We start from the raw sequence: 14,803 nt of genomic DNA, 5'->3' as shown, positions 1-14,803 counted from the left end.
TTTTCTGGCATAAAAAAACCCCAGCAAAACTGCTGGGGTCATAAAAGTGGTACCAGTAGGCGGACTTGAACCGCCACGCCCGAAGGCAACGGATTTTGAATCCGTCATGTCTACCAATTCCATCATACTGGCTTCATTTTTCTTTAACCTTCTAAACACGAGAAGACAAAGAAAAACCACTTTAGAGCAAAAACTTTTTAAACTGCTTTTGTCTCTATGCCAAGCATTATACAAAGAATGGGTAAGGCAGCAAGCCTTTTGTGCGCAGCGGCTACTCAACCGAACAATTATTAAACAAGTTGTTAACTTTAGAGTTTTGGCATCATTCTCGAAACAATCGCCTGACAATCAATATCACAACTAAGGCAACCATATTGACTAAACCCCACACCGGTTAATCGGCTTTTCACAAACGCATCTGCTATAAGCGGTTCGCCAAATTGCAATAGCGTCGCTGCTTGCCAAAGCTGTGCCAGCCTTTCAATTATGCGCCGAGCATGCATTTCGAAGTTTGAGGTATCTGTGAGCATTTCTTTAAGTTCATCGAGTTTTATCGCAAAATCAGGGTGCAAACTGCGTGCTTTTTCTAGCTCATTGATAAGCACCTCAAGTGATTCAGGTTCACGGCTAAACACGCGCAAAAGATCAAGGCACTGCACATTACCAGAGCCTTCCCAAATAGAGTTAACTGGTGCTTCTTTATAAAGTCGGCTGGTAATGTTGTCTTGAACATAACCCACACCACCAATACATTCCATAGCCTCATAAGTGTGCTGCACTGCCCGCTTACAAATCCAATATTTACCGATTGCCGTGGCACTGCGTATCAATGCCACTTCATTGCTATCATCTTGATTATCAAGGGCATAGGCAATACGCATTGAAATCGCAAGTGCAGCTTCTGCTTCAATAGCTAAATCAGCCAGCACATTGAGCATCAGTGGCTGTTGATGCAGATTTTTCCCAAATACACTGCGCCCAGATGTATGCCATATTGCTTCTTTTACTGCTTGTAACATCAACGAACTTGAGCCTAGCATGCAGTCGTAACGAGTTAGAGCAACCATTTGAATGATTGTAGCAATACCTCTTCCTGGCTCCCCGAGTAACCAGCCATGCGCACCTCTAAATTCAATTTCAGAACTCGCATTTGATTGATTACCTAACTTATTTTTTAAGCGCTGAATATACATGGCATTTTTCTCGCCAGTTTCGAGCCAGCGAGGCACTAAAAAGCAAGATAATTGCTTGTCATCGGTATTAGCGAGCACTAAAAATGCATCACTCATGGGCGCTGAGCAAAACCATTTATGCCCAGTTAAAGCATATAATTGCCCTGCACCACTCTCATTGATGGCGTCGGCTTTGGTGGTGTTAGCTCTAACATCAGAGCCACCTTGTTTTTCGGTCATCGCCATACCTATGGTGACACCCTTTTTTTCGTACCAAGGTTTATTATCTGAATCGTAATGATTTGCCAGTATTTTAGGTAGCCACATAGCCGCTACATTTTTTTGACTGGCTATTGCAGGCACACTGGCAAAGGTCATGGTTAATGGGCAGCCGGAGCCCGGATCAGCATGATTGTGGAGCACCGCCATCGCTGCTCTTACAACATGACTACCAGCCTTTTTTTGTTGCCAAGGTAATGCGCAGTGCCCTTGCTCTATGGCATGCTGCATCAGCTGATGATAACTTGGATGATAATCAACTTGGTCTATGCGCTCACCAAAGCGGCTGTGTGTATTTAGTTCTGGCAAGTGTTTATTTGCTAAGAACCCAGCACGCAATAATGTGCCGCCCACTTGCTCTCCAAACGCCGTTAAATGTGCAGCCCCCCATTGCCCTGCAAAACGGTTTTGCCAATACTGAAGCACGCTGTCAGCCTCATAGGCGTTGTAGTTTTCAAGCGGTTTAGGTTGATTAAATACCTGATGGGTTTCACTTTGAGAAACAGCCATAGTTGTGTACTCATTTTTATTATTTTCTTTACTATAGCAGGTCAGACCTGTTTGTCGACGCGCTAAAGCTTCGCTAAGTATTTCTTGTTTGCTAAGTACTTTGCTAAACTACTGCGCAATTTAATTGGATGAGATAGTTTATGTCAGCTGAGTTTCCACGTGCCGGTTTCTGGCGCCGTTTTGCCTCTTTAATTTACGATACCTTAGTTGTAATTGCTTTTGCGATGCTGACAACTGTACTGTATTTATTAGCTGTTCAAGGGCTAATTTCATTAGACGTACTTAGCATTGGCAACGCTGAGGATGTATCTGCTTTCATTCAAAATTCGCCATTACTGTATGGGATTCGTAGTGCGTTATTGGTAGTAGTGAGTATTAGTTTCTTTAGCTATTTTTGGGCTAAAAGTGGCCAAACTATTGGTATGCGTGCATGGCGTTTGAAGGTGCAAACCCTCGATGGTCGCTTAATTAGTTGGCATCAAGGTGCAATCAGAGCGATTACTGCGCTATTAGGTTTAGGGAATCTAGTGGTGTTGGTTGATTTTAAAAATAAGCGCGCTTTGCAAGATTACATCGCAAAAACAGAAGTTATCACCTTAACCAAAGAAGAAAATAAACGTATTTATCGCTCACTTGATTAAGCAACAAATCAAGCACAAAAAAAGCGAGGCTCAAAACCACGCTTTTTTTGTGTCTTAAAGCGAGCATTACACCCGTTTATTCAATAAGTAAGTAGCAAAGCCAATAAATAAAACACTTGGCAATACAGCCCCTACCACGGCTGGAATTTGATACACCATAACCACAGGACCAAAAATCTCATTGGTTAGGTGAAAAGTAATACCTGTGATCACGCCCATAATGATGCGTGCGCCCATTGTCACGGTACGAAGTGGTCCAAATATGAATGATAATGCCACTAATAACATCACGGCTATCGATATAGGCTGCATAATTTTACGCCACAATGCTAATTCATAGGTGCTCGTATCTTGCTCATTCTGTTTCAAATAGCTTAAATAAGACCATAATCCAGTGAACGATAAAGCCTCAGGTTTTACAGATACAACCCCTAGCTTTTCGGCGGTAAGTTGGGAGCTGTAAAACTCTTCACCTTGTTGCTCGGTAGTGATCTGTTCAGGTGTAATCATTACCTTATTAACATCGCGAAGTAACCAGCCATCCTTGCGATTAAGTGCTTCTTCAGCTTTCGTAATTTGTGTTAATTGCAGTGACTTATCAAAATGATACATGTGTACACCGCGAAGTATGCCTTGTTGATCAACATCTTCGATATTTATAAAGTTGTTACCATCTTTTGCCCACACCCCTTGTTTGGCATTAAAAACATCCCCGCCATAAATCGCTTGGTTACGGATATCTTTTGCCTTGAGCTGTGCTTCTGGTGCACCCCACTCACCTAGTGCCATCATACAAATAGCCATAAACATAGCGGTTTTCATTACTGAAACAATAATTTGCAGCCGTGACATCCCCGCCGCTTGCATGACTACCAGCTCACTGTTTGAGGCCAGCGCACCAAGTCCCGTTAAGCCACCAATTAGCGCAGCCATCGGAAAGAAAATAACTAAATCGCCTGGCATACTATACAGTGTGTAAATGAGGGCTGTTGCAATATCATAGCTACCACGACCAACCGATTTTAACTGCTCAATAAACTTTATTAGGGTGCTAATACCCACCAATACCATTAAGGCAAAACCGGTTGTTTGAATTATGCTGCGACCTAAATACCAGTCGAGTGTTTTCATCATGCGCTTAACTCCCGCTTAGTCACTACTGCTTTTAACCACGCACCGAGCGGACGACCTTTAATAATCAAGAACCCACCAATAAACAAGGCTGATAAATGGATCCACCACAAACCAATTGAAGGCGGAATTTTGCCATCTTCAACAGCAAACTTAGCGGCATTCAGTAATATGAAATACCCTAAATATAAGCTGATTGCAGGCACTAATTTAGCAAATTTACCTTGACGTGGATTTACCACACTTAAAGGCACTGCTAATAAAGTTAATAATGGAATTGAAAGCGGAATAGCTAAACGCCATTGCCACTGCGCAATTGCTTCAGTGGTTTTCATTTTAAACAGATCAAATGTTGGTACAGCTTCTAATTTACGGCGCTGATGCTCAATTTCTTGATCTTGGATTTGCACACTATAGCCATCGAATTCGGTTAAGTTAAGGGCTGCTGTTTCGCCATCGGTTTCGTAACGTTTACCGTCGTTTAAAACAAGTTGTTGCTCACCATTTTCTTGTTCAATCACCACCCCACGCTCAGCATATACTAAACGGGCTAAGTCACCTTTCTCTCGGTCTGGCAACTGGGCAACAAATACTTTGTGAAGCTCTTTGCCGCCATTTTCAATATTATGAATAAACACAACCGCTTTTTCGTTCCCGGTTTGCTGAAAACGTCCGGCACGTAAAGCCGACAAGCCAGCGTCAGCTTTAGCTTGCTCTTTTAATTGATATTCTTGCTCACTGGCCCATGGCGCGATATAGAGTGTAAGCGCCCCTGCTAATACGGCCATCGCAGTGCTTGAAATAAGCGTCACTCGAACCACGTACCACTCACTCACACCACACGCTCTGAAAACTGTCATTTCGCTGTCAGCATAAATGCGACTGTACGCCAAGATAATACCCAAGAAGATACTTAAAGGCAGAATAAGTGAAGCAAGTTGAGGTAGTTTTAGTGCAATCATCGAAAGCACAAGCTTAGCAGGAAGCCCCCCTTCAGAGGCGTCTCCTAAAATAACAACAAACTTTTGAGACACGAAAATAGTCATCAAAGTTAAAAATACGGCGACCTGCGACTTTAAGACTTCAGTGGTCAAATAACGAAAAATTAGCAATGCTCGCCCCTGTTAAACATCGAGTTTCACTGGAATAGTAAGGAATTTTGAGTAAACTAGTTATTTTACTCACTTTATTATATGCCATCAAAGTTAAATATCATACCTAGCAAGAACATATAATCTTGCTTAAATGGTATAGATGGCCTCTATTATGTGATATTGATATTCACATTAAGATAAAGTTCAAAAACACATAAATAGAGTCACAGTTTATGTACTAACATTAGTGCTTATAAACTAAAAAATGTAAGAAACAGCTCAAAATGAATTTCTTACCCTTATTTTACGAAGGTATTTAGACTCAACATCAGGAGTAACAATGGAATTTAGCGTAAAAAGTGGTAGTCCAGAAAAACAACGTAGCGCATGTATTGTAGTTGGCGTTTATGAGCCACGTCGTTTATCGCCCATTGGTGAACAGCTAGATAAAATAAGTGACGGTTATATCTCAAACTTACTTCGCCGCGGTGATCTTGAAGGAAAACCTGGTCAAGTATTGTTATTACACCACGTTCCCAATGTACTGAGCGAGCGCGTACTGTTAGTTGGTTGTGGTAAAGAGCGTGAGCTTGATGACAAACAATACAAACAAATCATCTCAAAAACGATTAACACGCTAAACGAAACTGGTTCGATGGAAGCTGTGTGCTTTTTAACTGAGCAACATGTTAAAAGTCGTGACACCTACTGGAAAGTCCGCCAAGCAGTCGAAACGACACAAGACTGTTTATACACATTTAATCAGCTTAAAAGCAAAAAGAGCGATCCACGTCGCCCGCTTCGTAAAATTGTTTTCAACGTACCAACACGTCGCGAGCTAACGATTGGCGAAAGTGCAATTGAGCATGGTTTAGCCATCGCTGCGGGTAGCAAGTTATGTAAAGATGTTGCCAATATGCCACCAAACATCTGTAACCCTGCTTACTTAGGTGAGCAAGCAAAGGAGCTTGCAGAAAACTTTGATAACGTAACTGTTGAAATTATTGGCGAAAAAAAAATGGCAGAGCTAGGCATGAATTCATACCTAGCGGTTGGCCGTGGTAGTGCTAATGAGTCAGTAATGTCTGTGATCAACTATCAAGGTGGCGACAAAGATCAAGCGCCAATCGTCTTGGTTGGTAAAGGTTTGACCTTTGACTCAGGTGGTATTTCAATCAAGCCAGGCGAAGCCATGGATGAAATGAAGTACGACATGGGTGGTGCTGCAGGTGTTATTGGTGCTATGCGCGCCCTGGTACAAATGCAGTTACCTATTAATGTGGTTGGTGTACTTGCCGGATGTGAAAATATGCCTGGCTCAAACGCTTATCGCCCGGGTGATATTTTAACAACCATGTCAGGTCAAACTGTTGAAGTGTTAAATACCGATGCAGAAGGCCGGTTAGTATTGTGTGATGCATTAACGTATGTTGAGCGTTTTGAACCAGATACTGTTGTCGACGTAGCGACACTAACTGGTGCGTGTATCATTGCGCTGGGCTCTCATGCTACGGGTTTACTATCAAACCATAACCCACTTGCTCATGATTTACTTAAAGCGTCTGAGCAAAGTGGTGACCGCGCATGGCAATTGCCACTGTGGGATGACTACCAAGAGCAACTTGAAAGCCCATTTGCTGATTTCACCAACTTAGGTGGCCGTGCAGCAGGTACGATTACTGCAGCGTGCTTCTTGTCTAAATTTACCAAAAAATATAATTGGGCTCATTTAGATATTGCAGGCACAGCGTGGCGTAGTGGCGGTAAAAATAAAGGCGCTACAGGCCGTCCGGTCCCAATGCTGACACAATATTTACTTAACCGTGCAGGCGTAAACGAAGCCAATCACGACTAACAAGCTAAACATAGCTAAATAAGGCGCCAAATGGCGCCTTATTAATTGAAGCAATACGCGTTCTATGTCAAAATCCCTGCTTTGATCTGTGTATCTGTGGGGACGCCCGTCACAATGAGTATGAACGCACAATTTTACGTTCTAAAACAAGATGATAATGCCCAGCAATTAACTGACGCACGTTTCGATCTCGCGGCAAAAATTGCTGCTGATCAGTATCGTCTTGGTCATCGCGTATTTATTTACGCCGATAACACTGACATGGCCCACACAATCGACGACATCATTTGGTCATTTGAACCAGATAGTTTTGTACCACACAACCTACAAGGTGAAGGCCCTAAAGGTGGCGCACCGGTTGAAATTGGTATGACTCCGCCTGTCGGCAACAGAAAAATATTAATCAACTTAGCTGAACACCTGCCGGATTTTATTCGCCGTTTTCAGCAAGTTTTTGACTTTGTACCCATTGAGCCAAACGCTAAGCAAGCCGCCCGTGAGCGGTTTAAAAAGCTTCGCCAACTGGGCGCTCATATTGCAACGCAAGAAATTGACATTTAAGCATTTATTTAAGGTTCTGTGTAATGGATAAAACCTATAATCCGCAAGATATTGAACAGTCTTTATACCAAGACTGGGAAGAAAATGGCTACTTTAAACCGTCTGGCCAAGGTGACGCATACTCAATTATGATCCCGCCACCAAACGTCACGGGTAGCTTACACATGGGCCACGCGTTCCAAGATACCATCATGGATACGCTAACGCGTTTAAAGCGTATGCAAGGCAATAATACATTATGGCAAGTAGGTACTGACCACGCGGGTATCGCAACACAAATGCTTGTTGAGCGTAAGCTTGCTGCTGAAGAAGGTAAAACACGCCACGACCTAGGCCGTGATGCATTTATCGAAAAAATCTGGGAGTGGAAAAATCACTCTGGCGGCACTATCACTAAACAATTACGTCGTTTAGGTGCTTCTGTAGATTGGGACCGTGAGCGTTTCACTATGGACGAAGGTCTTTCTGAGGCGGTTAAAGAAGTATTCGTACGTCTTCACAAAGAAGATCTAATCTACCGTGGTAAGCGCCTAGTAAACTGGGACCCTAAACTACACACCGCTATTTCTGATCTTGAAGTTGAGAACAAAGACAAACAAGGTCACATGTGGAACTTACGTTACCCACTTGCTGATGGCGTAACAACACAAGATGGTAAAGACTATATCGTTGTTGCCACAACGCGTCCTGAAACAATGCTAGGTGATTCAGGTGTTGCGGTTAACCCTGATGATGAACGTTACCAAGATCTGATCGGTAAAGAAATTTTACTGCCTATCGTAAACCGTCGTATTCCAATTGTTGCCGATGAACATGCAGACATGGAAAAAGGCACAGGTTGTGTGAAAATCACCCCTGCCCACGATTTTAACGATAACGAAGTGGGTAAACGTCACCAACTACCAATGATCAACATCTTCAACAAAGATGCTGCGGTATTAAGCGAAGGCGAAAGCTACACATTCGACGGTAAAGAGCTTGAATTAGATGCGCCAATTCCTGAGCGCTTACACGGCCTTGACCGCTTTGATGCACGTAAAGCGATTGTGAGCGAATTTGAAGAGCTTGGCCTACTAGAAAAAATTGAAGATCACAGCTTAACAGTCCCTTACGGTGACCGTTCTGGCGTAGTGATTGAGCCACTTCTTACTGACCAGTGGTACGTGCGCGTAGCACCTCTTGCTGAACCAGCAAAAGAAGCGGTTAAAAATGGCGACATTAAATTTGTACCTCAGCAATACGAGAACATGTACTTCTCGTGGATGAACGACGTACAAGATTGGTGTATTTCACGTCAGCTTTGGTGGGGTCACCGCATCCCTGCTTGGTACGACAACGAAGGCAACGTTTACGTTGGTCGTGACGAAGCTGAAGTACGCCGCGATAACAACCTTGCTGATGATGTTGCACTTAAGCAAGACGAAGACGTTTTAGATACCTGGTTCTCATCTGCGCTTTGGACTTTCTCAACGCAAGGCTGGCCTGCAAACACTGATGATTTAAAAACTTTCCACCCGTCTGACGTGCTGGTAACAGGTTTCGACATCATCTTCTTCTGGGTTGCTCGTATGATCATGATGACCATGCACTTCATCAAAGATGAAGACGGCAAGCCACAAGTACCATTTAAAACCGTTTACGTAACAGGCCTTATCCGTGATGAAAACGGCGATAAGATGTCTAAATCGAAAGGTAACGTCCTTGATCCTATCGACATGATTGACGGTATCGACCTTGAAAGCCTAGTTGAAAAGCGCACTGGTAACATGATGCAACCACAACTAGCGAAGAAGATTGAGAAAAATACTCGCAAAACATTCGAAAACGGTATCGAAGCACACGGTACAGACGCGCTACGTTTCACCCTTGCAGCAATGGCTTCAACGGGCCGTGATATCAACTGGGATATGAACCGCCTAGAAGGTTACCGTAACTTCTGTAACAAACTATGGAACGCGAGCCGTTACGTATTAATGAATACAGAAGAGCAAGACTGTGGCTTCGCTACAGATGCTGAAAAACAGTACTCACTTGCTGATCGTTGGATTTTAGGCCAATTTGAAGCAACCGTTAAAACCTATACTGAGCATCTAGAAAACTACCGTTTTGACTTAGCAGCAAACACCATTTATGAGTTCACTTGGAACCAATTCTGTGACTGGTACCTAGAACTGACTAAACCAGTATTGTTTAAAGGTAACGAAGCACAGCAACGTGGTACTCGTCATACTTTGATCACGGTATTAGAAAGCCTACTACGCTTAATGCACCCGTTAATGCCTTACATCACAGAAACGATTTGGCAACGTGTAGCACCACTTGCAGGCATTGAAACTGCGGGCACTAGCATCATGGTTCAAGGTTTCCCTGTTTACAATGAAGCAAATGTTGATAGCCAAGCAATGGCTGACCTTGAGTGGGTTAAGCAATTCATTCTTGCTATTCGTAACATCCGTGGTGAGATGGATATCAGCCCAAGCAAGCCATTATCGGTATTGCTTGCTAATGCGTCTGACGAAGACAAGCGCCGCTTAACGGATAACGAAGCATTCTTAGCGTCTCTTGCTAAGCTTGAAGAGTTCACGCTTCTTGATAACAAAGACGATGCACCTGCATGTGCAACATCATATGTTGGCAACCTTGAGATCATGATCCCAATGGCTGGCCTAATCGATGTTGAAGCTGAATTAGCCCGTATCGCGAAGCAGCTTGAAAAAGCAGAAAAAGGCTTAGCACAGGTTCAAAACAAGTTAGCTAACGAGAAGTTCGTAAATAATGCACCAGAAGCTGTGCTTGCTAAAGAGCATGCTAAACTGGCTGAATTTACAGATGCGAAAGACAAACTATTAGCGCAAAAAGCGAAAATCGAAAGTCTATAACAGCATATATCAAGCGCGATTTATTCGCGCTTACAAAAAAGCCGCGCTATAACATTGTTATAGCGCGGCTTTTTAATGCTCTGTAGCGCAACTTTACGTCGCGCCAGTATTAAAACGTGTAGTTATACTGAGCACCAACTAGTACTGCGTGACCTTTTGATTCATATTCCCATGAAACATTTTGGCCTAAAGAAGCTGCTAGGCTGTCTTTTTCAGAGAAGTTTTGTGTTTTACCACGAAGGATACTTACACCTAAGTCAACATTTGAGTTTTCGCTGAATGCGTAGTTACCACCAAACGAGAACCAGAAACGATCTGTATCAGGGATAGAGATTGATAAGTGTGATTTATCAGCTGGTGATTCGTCGTATGCAATACCTGCACGAAGTAATAATGCATCGCTGTACTGGTAGTCAGTACCGATAGAGTAACGCATTGAATCAGAGAAGTTCTCTTCTTTAGAGAATACAGGCGTTTCAAGGCTTGGTGTATATGCTTCTAATTTTTGGAAGCTGTCCCAACCTGTCCATAAAATGCTGTAGTGTACGCCTAGCTTCTTATCAACTTGATGTGAACCAGAAAACTCAGCAATTGCTGGTAGTGTTAGTTTTAACTCACCAGGTACTACAGTGCCCGCTAAACCGCCAACAGCAGCTGGAAGTTGGTTTGAGTACTCACCTTCAAAATCGATATCTGTTTCGCTGCGGTAGTTAAAACCAAAACGGCTATTCTCATCTAGTTGATACATTACACCAACGTTCCAACCAAAGCCGTAGTCGTCGCCTTCAAGGTGAGCGATTTGCGTGCTAGCTGGTAAACCAAATGGGTTAGTACCTGCATTACGAACAACTTTAGCATCAGCATAAACATAGTTTAAACCAAGACCTAGGCTGAACTGTTCGTTGATTTTATATGAAGCGCTTGCATTCATATTTACAGTAACGATTTCAGTTTCACCTGCAATAGAGCCCGCAGCGTAGTCATCGTTAAATTCAGTAGAAAGACCAAAGTTTGAGAAAGCACCAAAGCCTAGTGATACTTTGTCGTTTAATGGCATTGTGAAGTAGCCAGCAGGAATAAATGCAGATGGTGCGATGCTGTCATCATCAATAACATTCTCATCTAAACCATATGCCGCACCTTCTCCATTTAGACTTACGTCAGGAATTACAGCAATGCCTGCAACTGAAATTTGCTTGTCTTTGAATAAAGACATAAGTGCAGGGTTGCGAGCAACAACAGAGGCATCATCAGCTACGGCTGCTTCACCAGCGTATGCACGACCTAAACCTGATACGTTTTGCTCTGCTAATTGGAAGGCTGCAGCAAAGCTGTCAGCAGAAACAACAGCAAGTGATGCTGCAATTAGTGTTTTAGTGAACTTCATAAATCTGTGTCCTCTTGCAAACTTGTGCGTTAGCTAATCCAACATCGAGGGCAACCCATTAGTTAAGCATAAAAGATTAGCACTGTATGTTGGTATTAGATGTTTTATTCTAATGATTACAAACTTTCGAACATTACCTTAATTAAGATCAAAAAACTGTAATTTTTCGTTAGAAATAGGTAAAAAACCCGCATTTTAACAACAGGATAACAACTTATTAAAACTCATCAGATCTCTGGTTACAAACCCTACAAACAACAATAGTTATCATTTGCATTGACATGTATTTGTTGTCCCTTTAGACTTAAATAAAGGTTTTTCAGTTAGGATCGGACCATGGAAATCGCACTTATTGTTGTTGCGCAGATGTTATGCGGTGTGAGTGTTCATTATTTTTGTAAAGCTAACTACTGTGCGTGTACTAAAGTAGGTGATTGCGATAACCCTGTTAATCACTTTTCGTTAAAAGCGATGTTTAGTGCGGTATTGTCACTCATGTTATGTTGCATCGCCTTGCATGTCGAAAAAGGGACGTTGTTGTGGTTGGTTTTAATGACGAGTTGTTTTAGTGGTGCATTTATATCAGCAAAACGCAGCGCTAGAAAACGCTGCGTTAAGTCTAAACAAGCAGATGCTCTTTTAACAAACGAGCCAAATTAAGCTGATAATCTAGCGGTTTTATACTTGCAACAATCTTAAGATCTTGCTCTTCATTCAAATTAACATCTTTCGCAGTAATGTGGTGCTTGTGTTTCGCGTTATAAAATATTTTAACTTTAGGCTTAATTGGATTTTGATGATTTCCTTCCATTACCAGCGCCAAACGCTCATTGTTTAACTTAACAATCGTGCCAACAGGATGTACACCTAAGCATTTAATAAAGCGTTGCACCAACTCTGAATCAAACATCTGTTTGTTAGCAAGTAAATAGCGCAGTGCCGAAATGGGTTCTTCACCCATTTGATGAGGTCTGTCCGCCGTCATTGCATCATACACATCAACAATAGCCATAATGCGCGCTGGTCGACTTAACTTTTCTCCGGTGATGCCACGAGGATAACCGCTGCCATCTAAACGTTCATGATGATTAACTATCATCTCTAACATTAAGGGCGTAATGCCTTTTTCACCTTTCACTAAACCTAAACTTTGTGCCACATGTTTTTTTACTACCTGCATTTCATTATTATTTAATGCGCTTGGCTTAGAAAGAACCCCCTGTGGCATCTTGGCTTGCCCAATATCATGCAGCAATGCACCCATTGCTAATTCTTTAATGGTTTTTTCTTTATAGCCTAAATACTTGGCAAACACACTAACCAAAATGGCGGTGTTGATCATATGTCGCCAATTATAAATATGTTTATCTCTGAGCCGAGTTAAGATAGTCAACGCATTGTGATTACGAAATACCGAGCTGACTATATCAACGGCGATATCATCAAGTACCGACACATTCATTTTTAAACCCGAGGTAATATCAGAGTAAAAGCCTTGCAGTTTTCGACTATGTTGTTCGTAATGCACACTGGCTTTTAGAAACTCTTGCTGAACAGTGATCCCTTGCGGTACTTCGTTAGCCGCAGGCTTTTGTTCTACTTTGGCTTGAGTAGTCTCAGTTTTTGGTTGATATTTTTTAGGAAGTGCAACATCACTTTGGGTGAAGTCGATAAGAAGCTCTTCAACACCTTCAGATATTAAGCGCTGAATAATGGTTTTATCGCGGACCAGGCCACGCGTCTTAATTTTTATGCTATTTACGTGCTCTTGCTGCTTACTGACACTGTCAACAAACATCCCTGGTACTAGTTCGGCAATGGGTAAAGTTATAAGCATAAACGCGCTTGGTGTATAAAAAGATTGAGTTTTTAATTATCACCAATTAATCAAAAATGTCTATATATTATTCTTAGAATACGAAATAGGTATGGGTTATAAAGTTGAAAAGGGGAAAATTAAAAAAGGTAAAGTTAGAAAGTAGCAACTCGCTAACTTTACTCTTTCCCCTAGAAGCTCACAAACTATTAAGTTTCAATCTGAGAGCTGAAAGCTGATAGCTGTTTACTCCTGAAAGTAAGTGCCCCAGCCGTCGTATTCAACATCAGTTTGCTGAGCAAGCGCTTCTAGCTTGTCTACGTCTTCCATAATCGCTTCTACGTCAAGTTCACACTCAACAACCACATCAAAGCTCCACACTTTCTCGCCGTCTTCTAGCTCAAGTTCAGCAGGTTCTTCAACATCATAACCTAGTTTAAAAGCGGCTAAAGCTGCTTGCTCTAACTTTTCAAAATTTTCGCTAACAAAGTGGTGTTCCACTTCATAAAGTACTTCAGGATCTGAGCCATCTTCAAGTAATGAAGTTACGATGTCTTCAGTAATTTCGCGCCAATTTTCCATTATTTATTTCTCACTTGAGCATCTAATTCAGTTATTTTAGCAGCCATAACCTGATGAACATGGGATGCATGATCACGAGCAGATACGTCTTTATCAAGATAGATTGGCGCTAACATTTCGAGATAAATTGTACCATTATCCCAGCGATTTAGCTTAATAGTTTTATGTGTTGTACTCATACAAACAGGCACTACTGGCACATCGGCACTCATAGCAGTATGAAAAGCACCGGTTTTAAAAGGTAATAAACCTCGGCCATAGCTACGTGTACCCTCAGGGAACATCCATACCGATAACCCTTTACGCTTAATTTTTTCGGCTGATTTAGAAATTGTACCAGCTGCTTTTGAGCGATTAGCTCGGTCAATTAATATATTGCCTGATAGCCAATAAAGCTGGCCAAAAAATGGGATCCACTTAAGACTTTTTTTACCAAGGCTTACACAGTTCTCAGGCACCATCGCTGGCAAAGTAAATAAATCATAATTATTTTGATGGTTAGCTACATACACTGCAGGACCAATATTTTTAGGATCTTCGTGGTACTTAAGCTCAAGCTTTACACCCAATACTTTAGCAACTTTGCAAAACCACCCAGAGATAATGTGAACGTTATTGGCATGAAACGGCTTCACAATACATAAAAGCAAACCAACAAGGCAGCTAAAAACTATAAATAAAGCCATGAAAATAATGCGAAAAACAGCTAACAAACGAATTCTCCTCGTACTAATCAGCGCGCATTATACCGTGATTAATTGCATTTCCATAGTATTAAGCGAACACATGTAAGCTAAAAATTATCACAAAATCGCTTACCGGCATTACCATTACGGCTATCTGAAATAGCCAATTGCTAACCGTGTTCAGAGTTTTCTCTTGTTCATTTATGAAGC

At 42.0% G+C, this 14,803-nt stretch carries 12 protein-coding genes and 1 tRNA gene; 5 read left to right on the top strand and 8 right to left on the bottom strand.

All coding sequences use genetic code 11. The annotated features are described in order from the left end of the window. Positions 1-47: 47 nt before the first annotated feature. Positions 48-132 (bottom strand) — tRNA-Leu (locus ACSFVZ_RS10700). 176 nt (positions 133-308) lie between these two features. Continuing rightward, positions 309-1,961, bottom strand: coding sequence for an acyl-CoA dehydrogenase family protein (locus ACSFVZ_RS10695; protein ID WP_435558826.1), 1,653 nt, complete (start codon positions 1,959-1,961; stop codon positions 309-311). Between the two features lie 140 nt (positions 1,962-2,101). Here ACSFVZ_RS10695 and ACSFVZ_RS10690 point away from each other — a divergent pair, with 140 nt between their 5' ends. After that, a complete protein-coding gene (locus ACSFVZ_RS10690) occupies positions 2,102-2,602 on the top strand; it encodes an RDD family protein (protein ID WP_199526116.1) in 501 nt (166 codons plus the stop codon). 66 nt (positions 2,603-2,668) lie between these two features. Here ACSFVZ_RS10690 and lptG read toward each other — a convergent pair whose 3' ends face one another. Together lptG and lptF are read right to left on the bottom strand one after the other, a co-directional pair. Then, positions 2,669-3,736, bottom strand: a complete 1,068-nt coding sequence (lptG, locus tag ACSFVZ_RS10685) for an LPS export ABC transporter permease LptG (RefSeq protein ID WP_135923636.1) — start codon at positions 3,734-3,736, stop codon at positions 2,669-2,671. Beyond that, entirely contained in the window at positions 3,733-4,845 is a 1,113-nt protein-coding gene (lptF, locus tag ACSFVZ_RS10680; RefSeq protein WP_135923635.1) for an LPS export ABC transporter permease LptF, read from the bottom strand. The genes lptG and lptF overlap by 4 nt, the downstream gene beginning before the upstream one ends. A 322-nt stretch (positions 4,846-5,167) precedes the next feature. On the opposite strand from lptF, the gene pepA reads away from it, so the two are divergent. From pepA to ACSFVZ_RS10665, 3 genes are all read left to right on the top strand, one after another. Beyond that, positions 5,168-6,682, top strand: coding sequence for a leucyl aminopeptidase (gene pepA / locus ACSFVZ_RS10675; protein WP_435558825.1), 1,515 nt, complete (start codon positions 5,168-5,170; stop codon positions 6,680-6,682). Between the two features lie 114 nt (positions 6,683-6,796). Then, positions 6,797-7,243 carry a DNA polymerase III subunit chi gene (locus ACSFVZ_RS10670; protein WP_135923633.1) on the top strand — a complete coding sequence of 149 codons (447 nt, stop codon included), beginning with the start codon at positions 6,797-6,799 and terminating at the stop codon, positions 7,241-7,243. 23 nt (positions 7,244-7,266) lie between these two features. Then, on the top strand, positions 7,267-10,122 hold the full coding sequence (locus tag ACSFVZ_RS10665; protein ID WP_435558824.1) for a valine--tRNA ligase: 2,856 nt from the start codon (positions 7,267-7,269) through the stop codon (positions 10,120-10,122). A gap of 109 nt (positions 10,123-10,231) precedes the next feature. Here the strand turns inward: ACSFVZ_RS10665 and ACSFVZ_RS10660 are convergent, their stop codons facing one another. Continuing rightward, on the bottom strand, positions 10,232-11,509 hold the full coding sequence (locus ACSFVZ_RS10660; protein ID WP_135923631.1) for an outer membrane protein transport protein: 1,278 nt from the start codon (positions 11,507-11,509) through the stop codon (positions 10,232-10,234). A gap of 336 nt (positions 11,510-11,845) precedes the next feature. On the opposite strand from ACSFVZ_RS10660, the gene ACSFVZ_RS10655 reads away from it, so the two are divergent. Further along, on the top strand, positions 11,846-12,169 hold the full coding sequence (locus ACSFVZ_RS10655; protein ID WP_435558823.1) for a hypothetical protein: 324 nt from the start codon (positions 11,846-11,848) through the stop codon (positions 12,167-12,169). Here the strand turns inward: ACSFVZ_RS10655 and ACSFVZ_RS10650 are convergent. From ACSFVZ_RS10650 to ACSFVZ_RS10640, 3 genes are all read right to left on the bottom strand, one after another. After that, positions 12,129-13,346, bottom strand: coding sequence for a cyclic di-GMP phosphodiesterase (locus ACSFVZ_RS10650; RefSeq protein ID WP_135923629.1), 1,218 nt, complete (start codon positions 13,344-13,346; stop codon positions 12,129-12,131). The genes ACSFVZ_RS10655 and ACSFVZ_RS10650 overlap by 41 nt on opposite strands. Before the next feature lie 225 nt (positions 13,347-13,571). Continuing rightward, positions 13,572-13,907, bottom strand: coding sequence for a ribonuclease E inhibitor RraB (gene rraB, locus ACSFVZ_RS10645; protein WP_054552644.1), 336 nt, complete (start codon positions 13,905-13,907; stop codon positions 13,572-13,574). Further along, a complete protein-coding gene (locus ACSFVZ_RS10640; RefSeq protein WP_171040399.1) occupies positions 13,907-14,620 on the bottom strand; it encodes a 1-acylglycerol-3-phosphate O-acyltransferase in 714 nt (237 codons plus the stop codon). Before ACSFVZ_RS10640 ends, rraB begins: the two co-directional genes overlap by 1 nt. Positions 14,621-14,803 lie beyond the last annotated feature (183 nt).

This window comes from Pseudoalteromonas nanhaiensis (genome assembly GCF_051235485.1).
GTDB classification, from domain to species: Bacteria; Pseudomonadota; Gammaproteobacteria; order Enterobacterales; family Alteromonadaceae; genus Pseudoalteromonas; species Pseudoalteromonas lipolytica_C.
The sequence above is the reverse complement of the archived record's forward strand: the minus strand, read 5'-3'. Positions and strand labels throughout refer to the sequence as shown.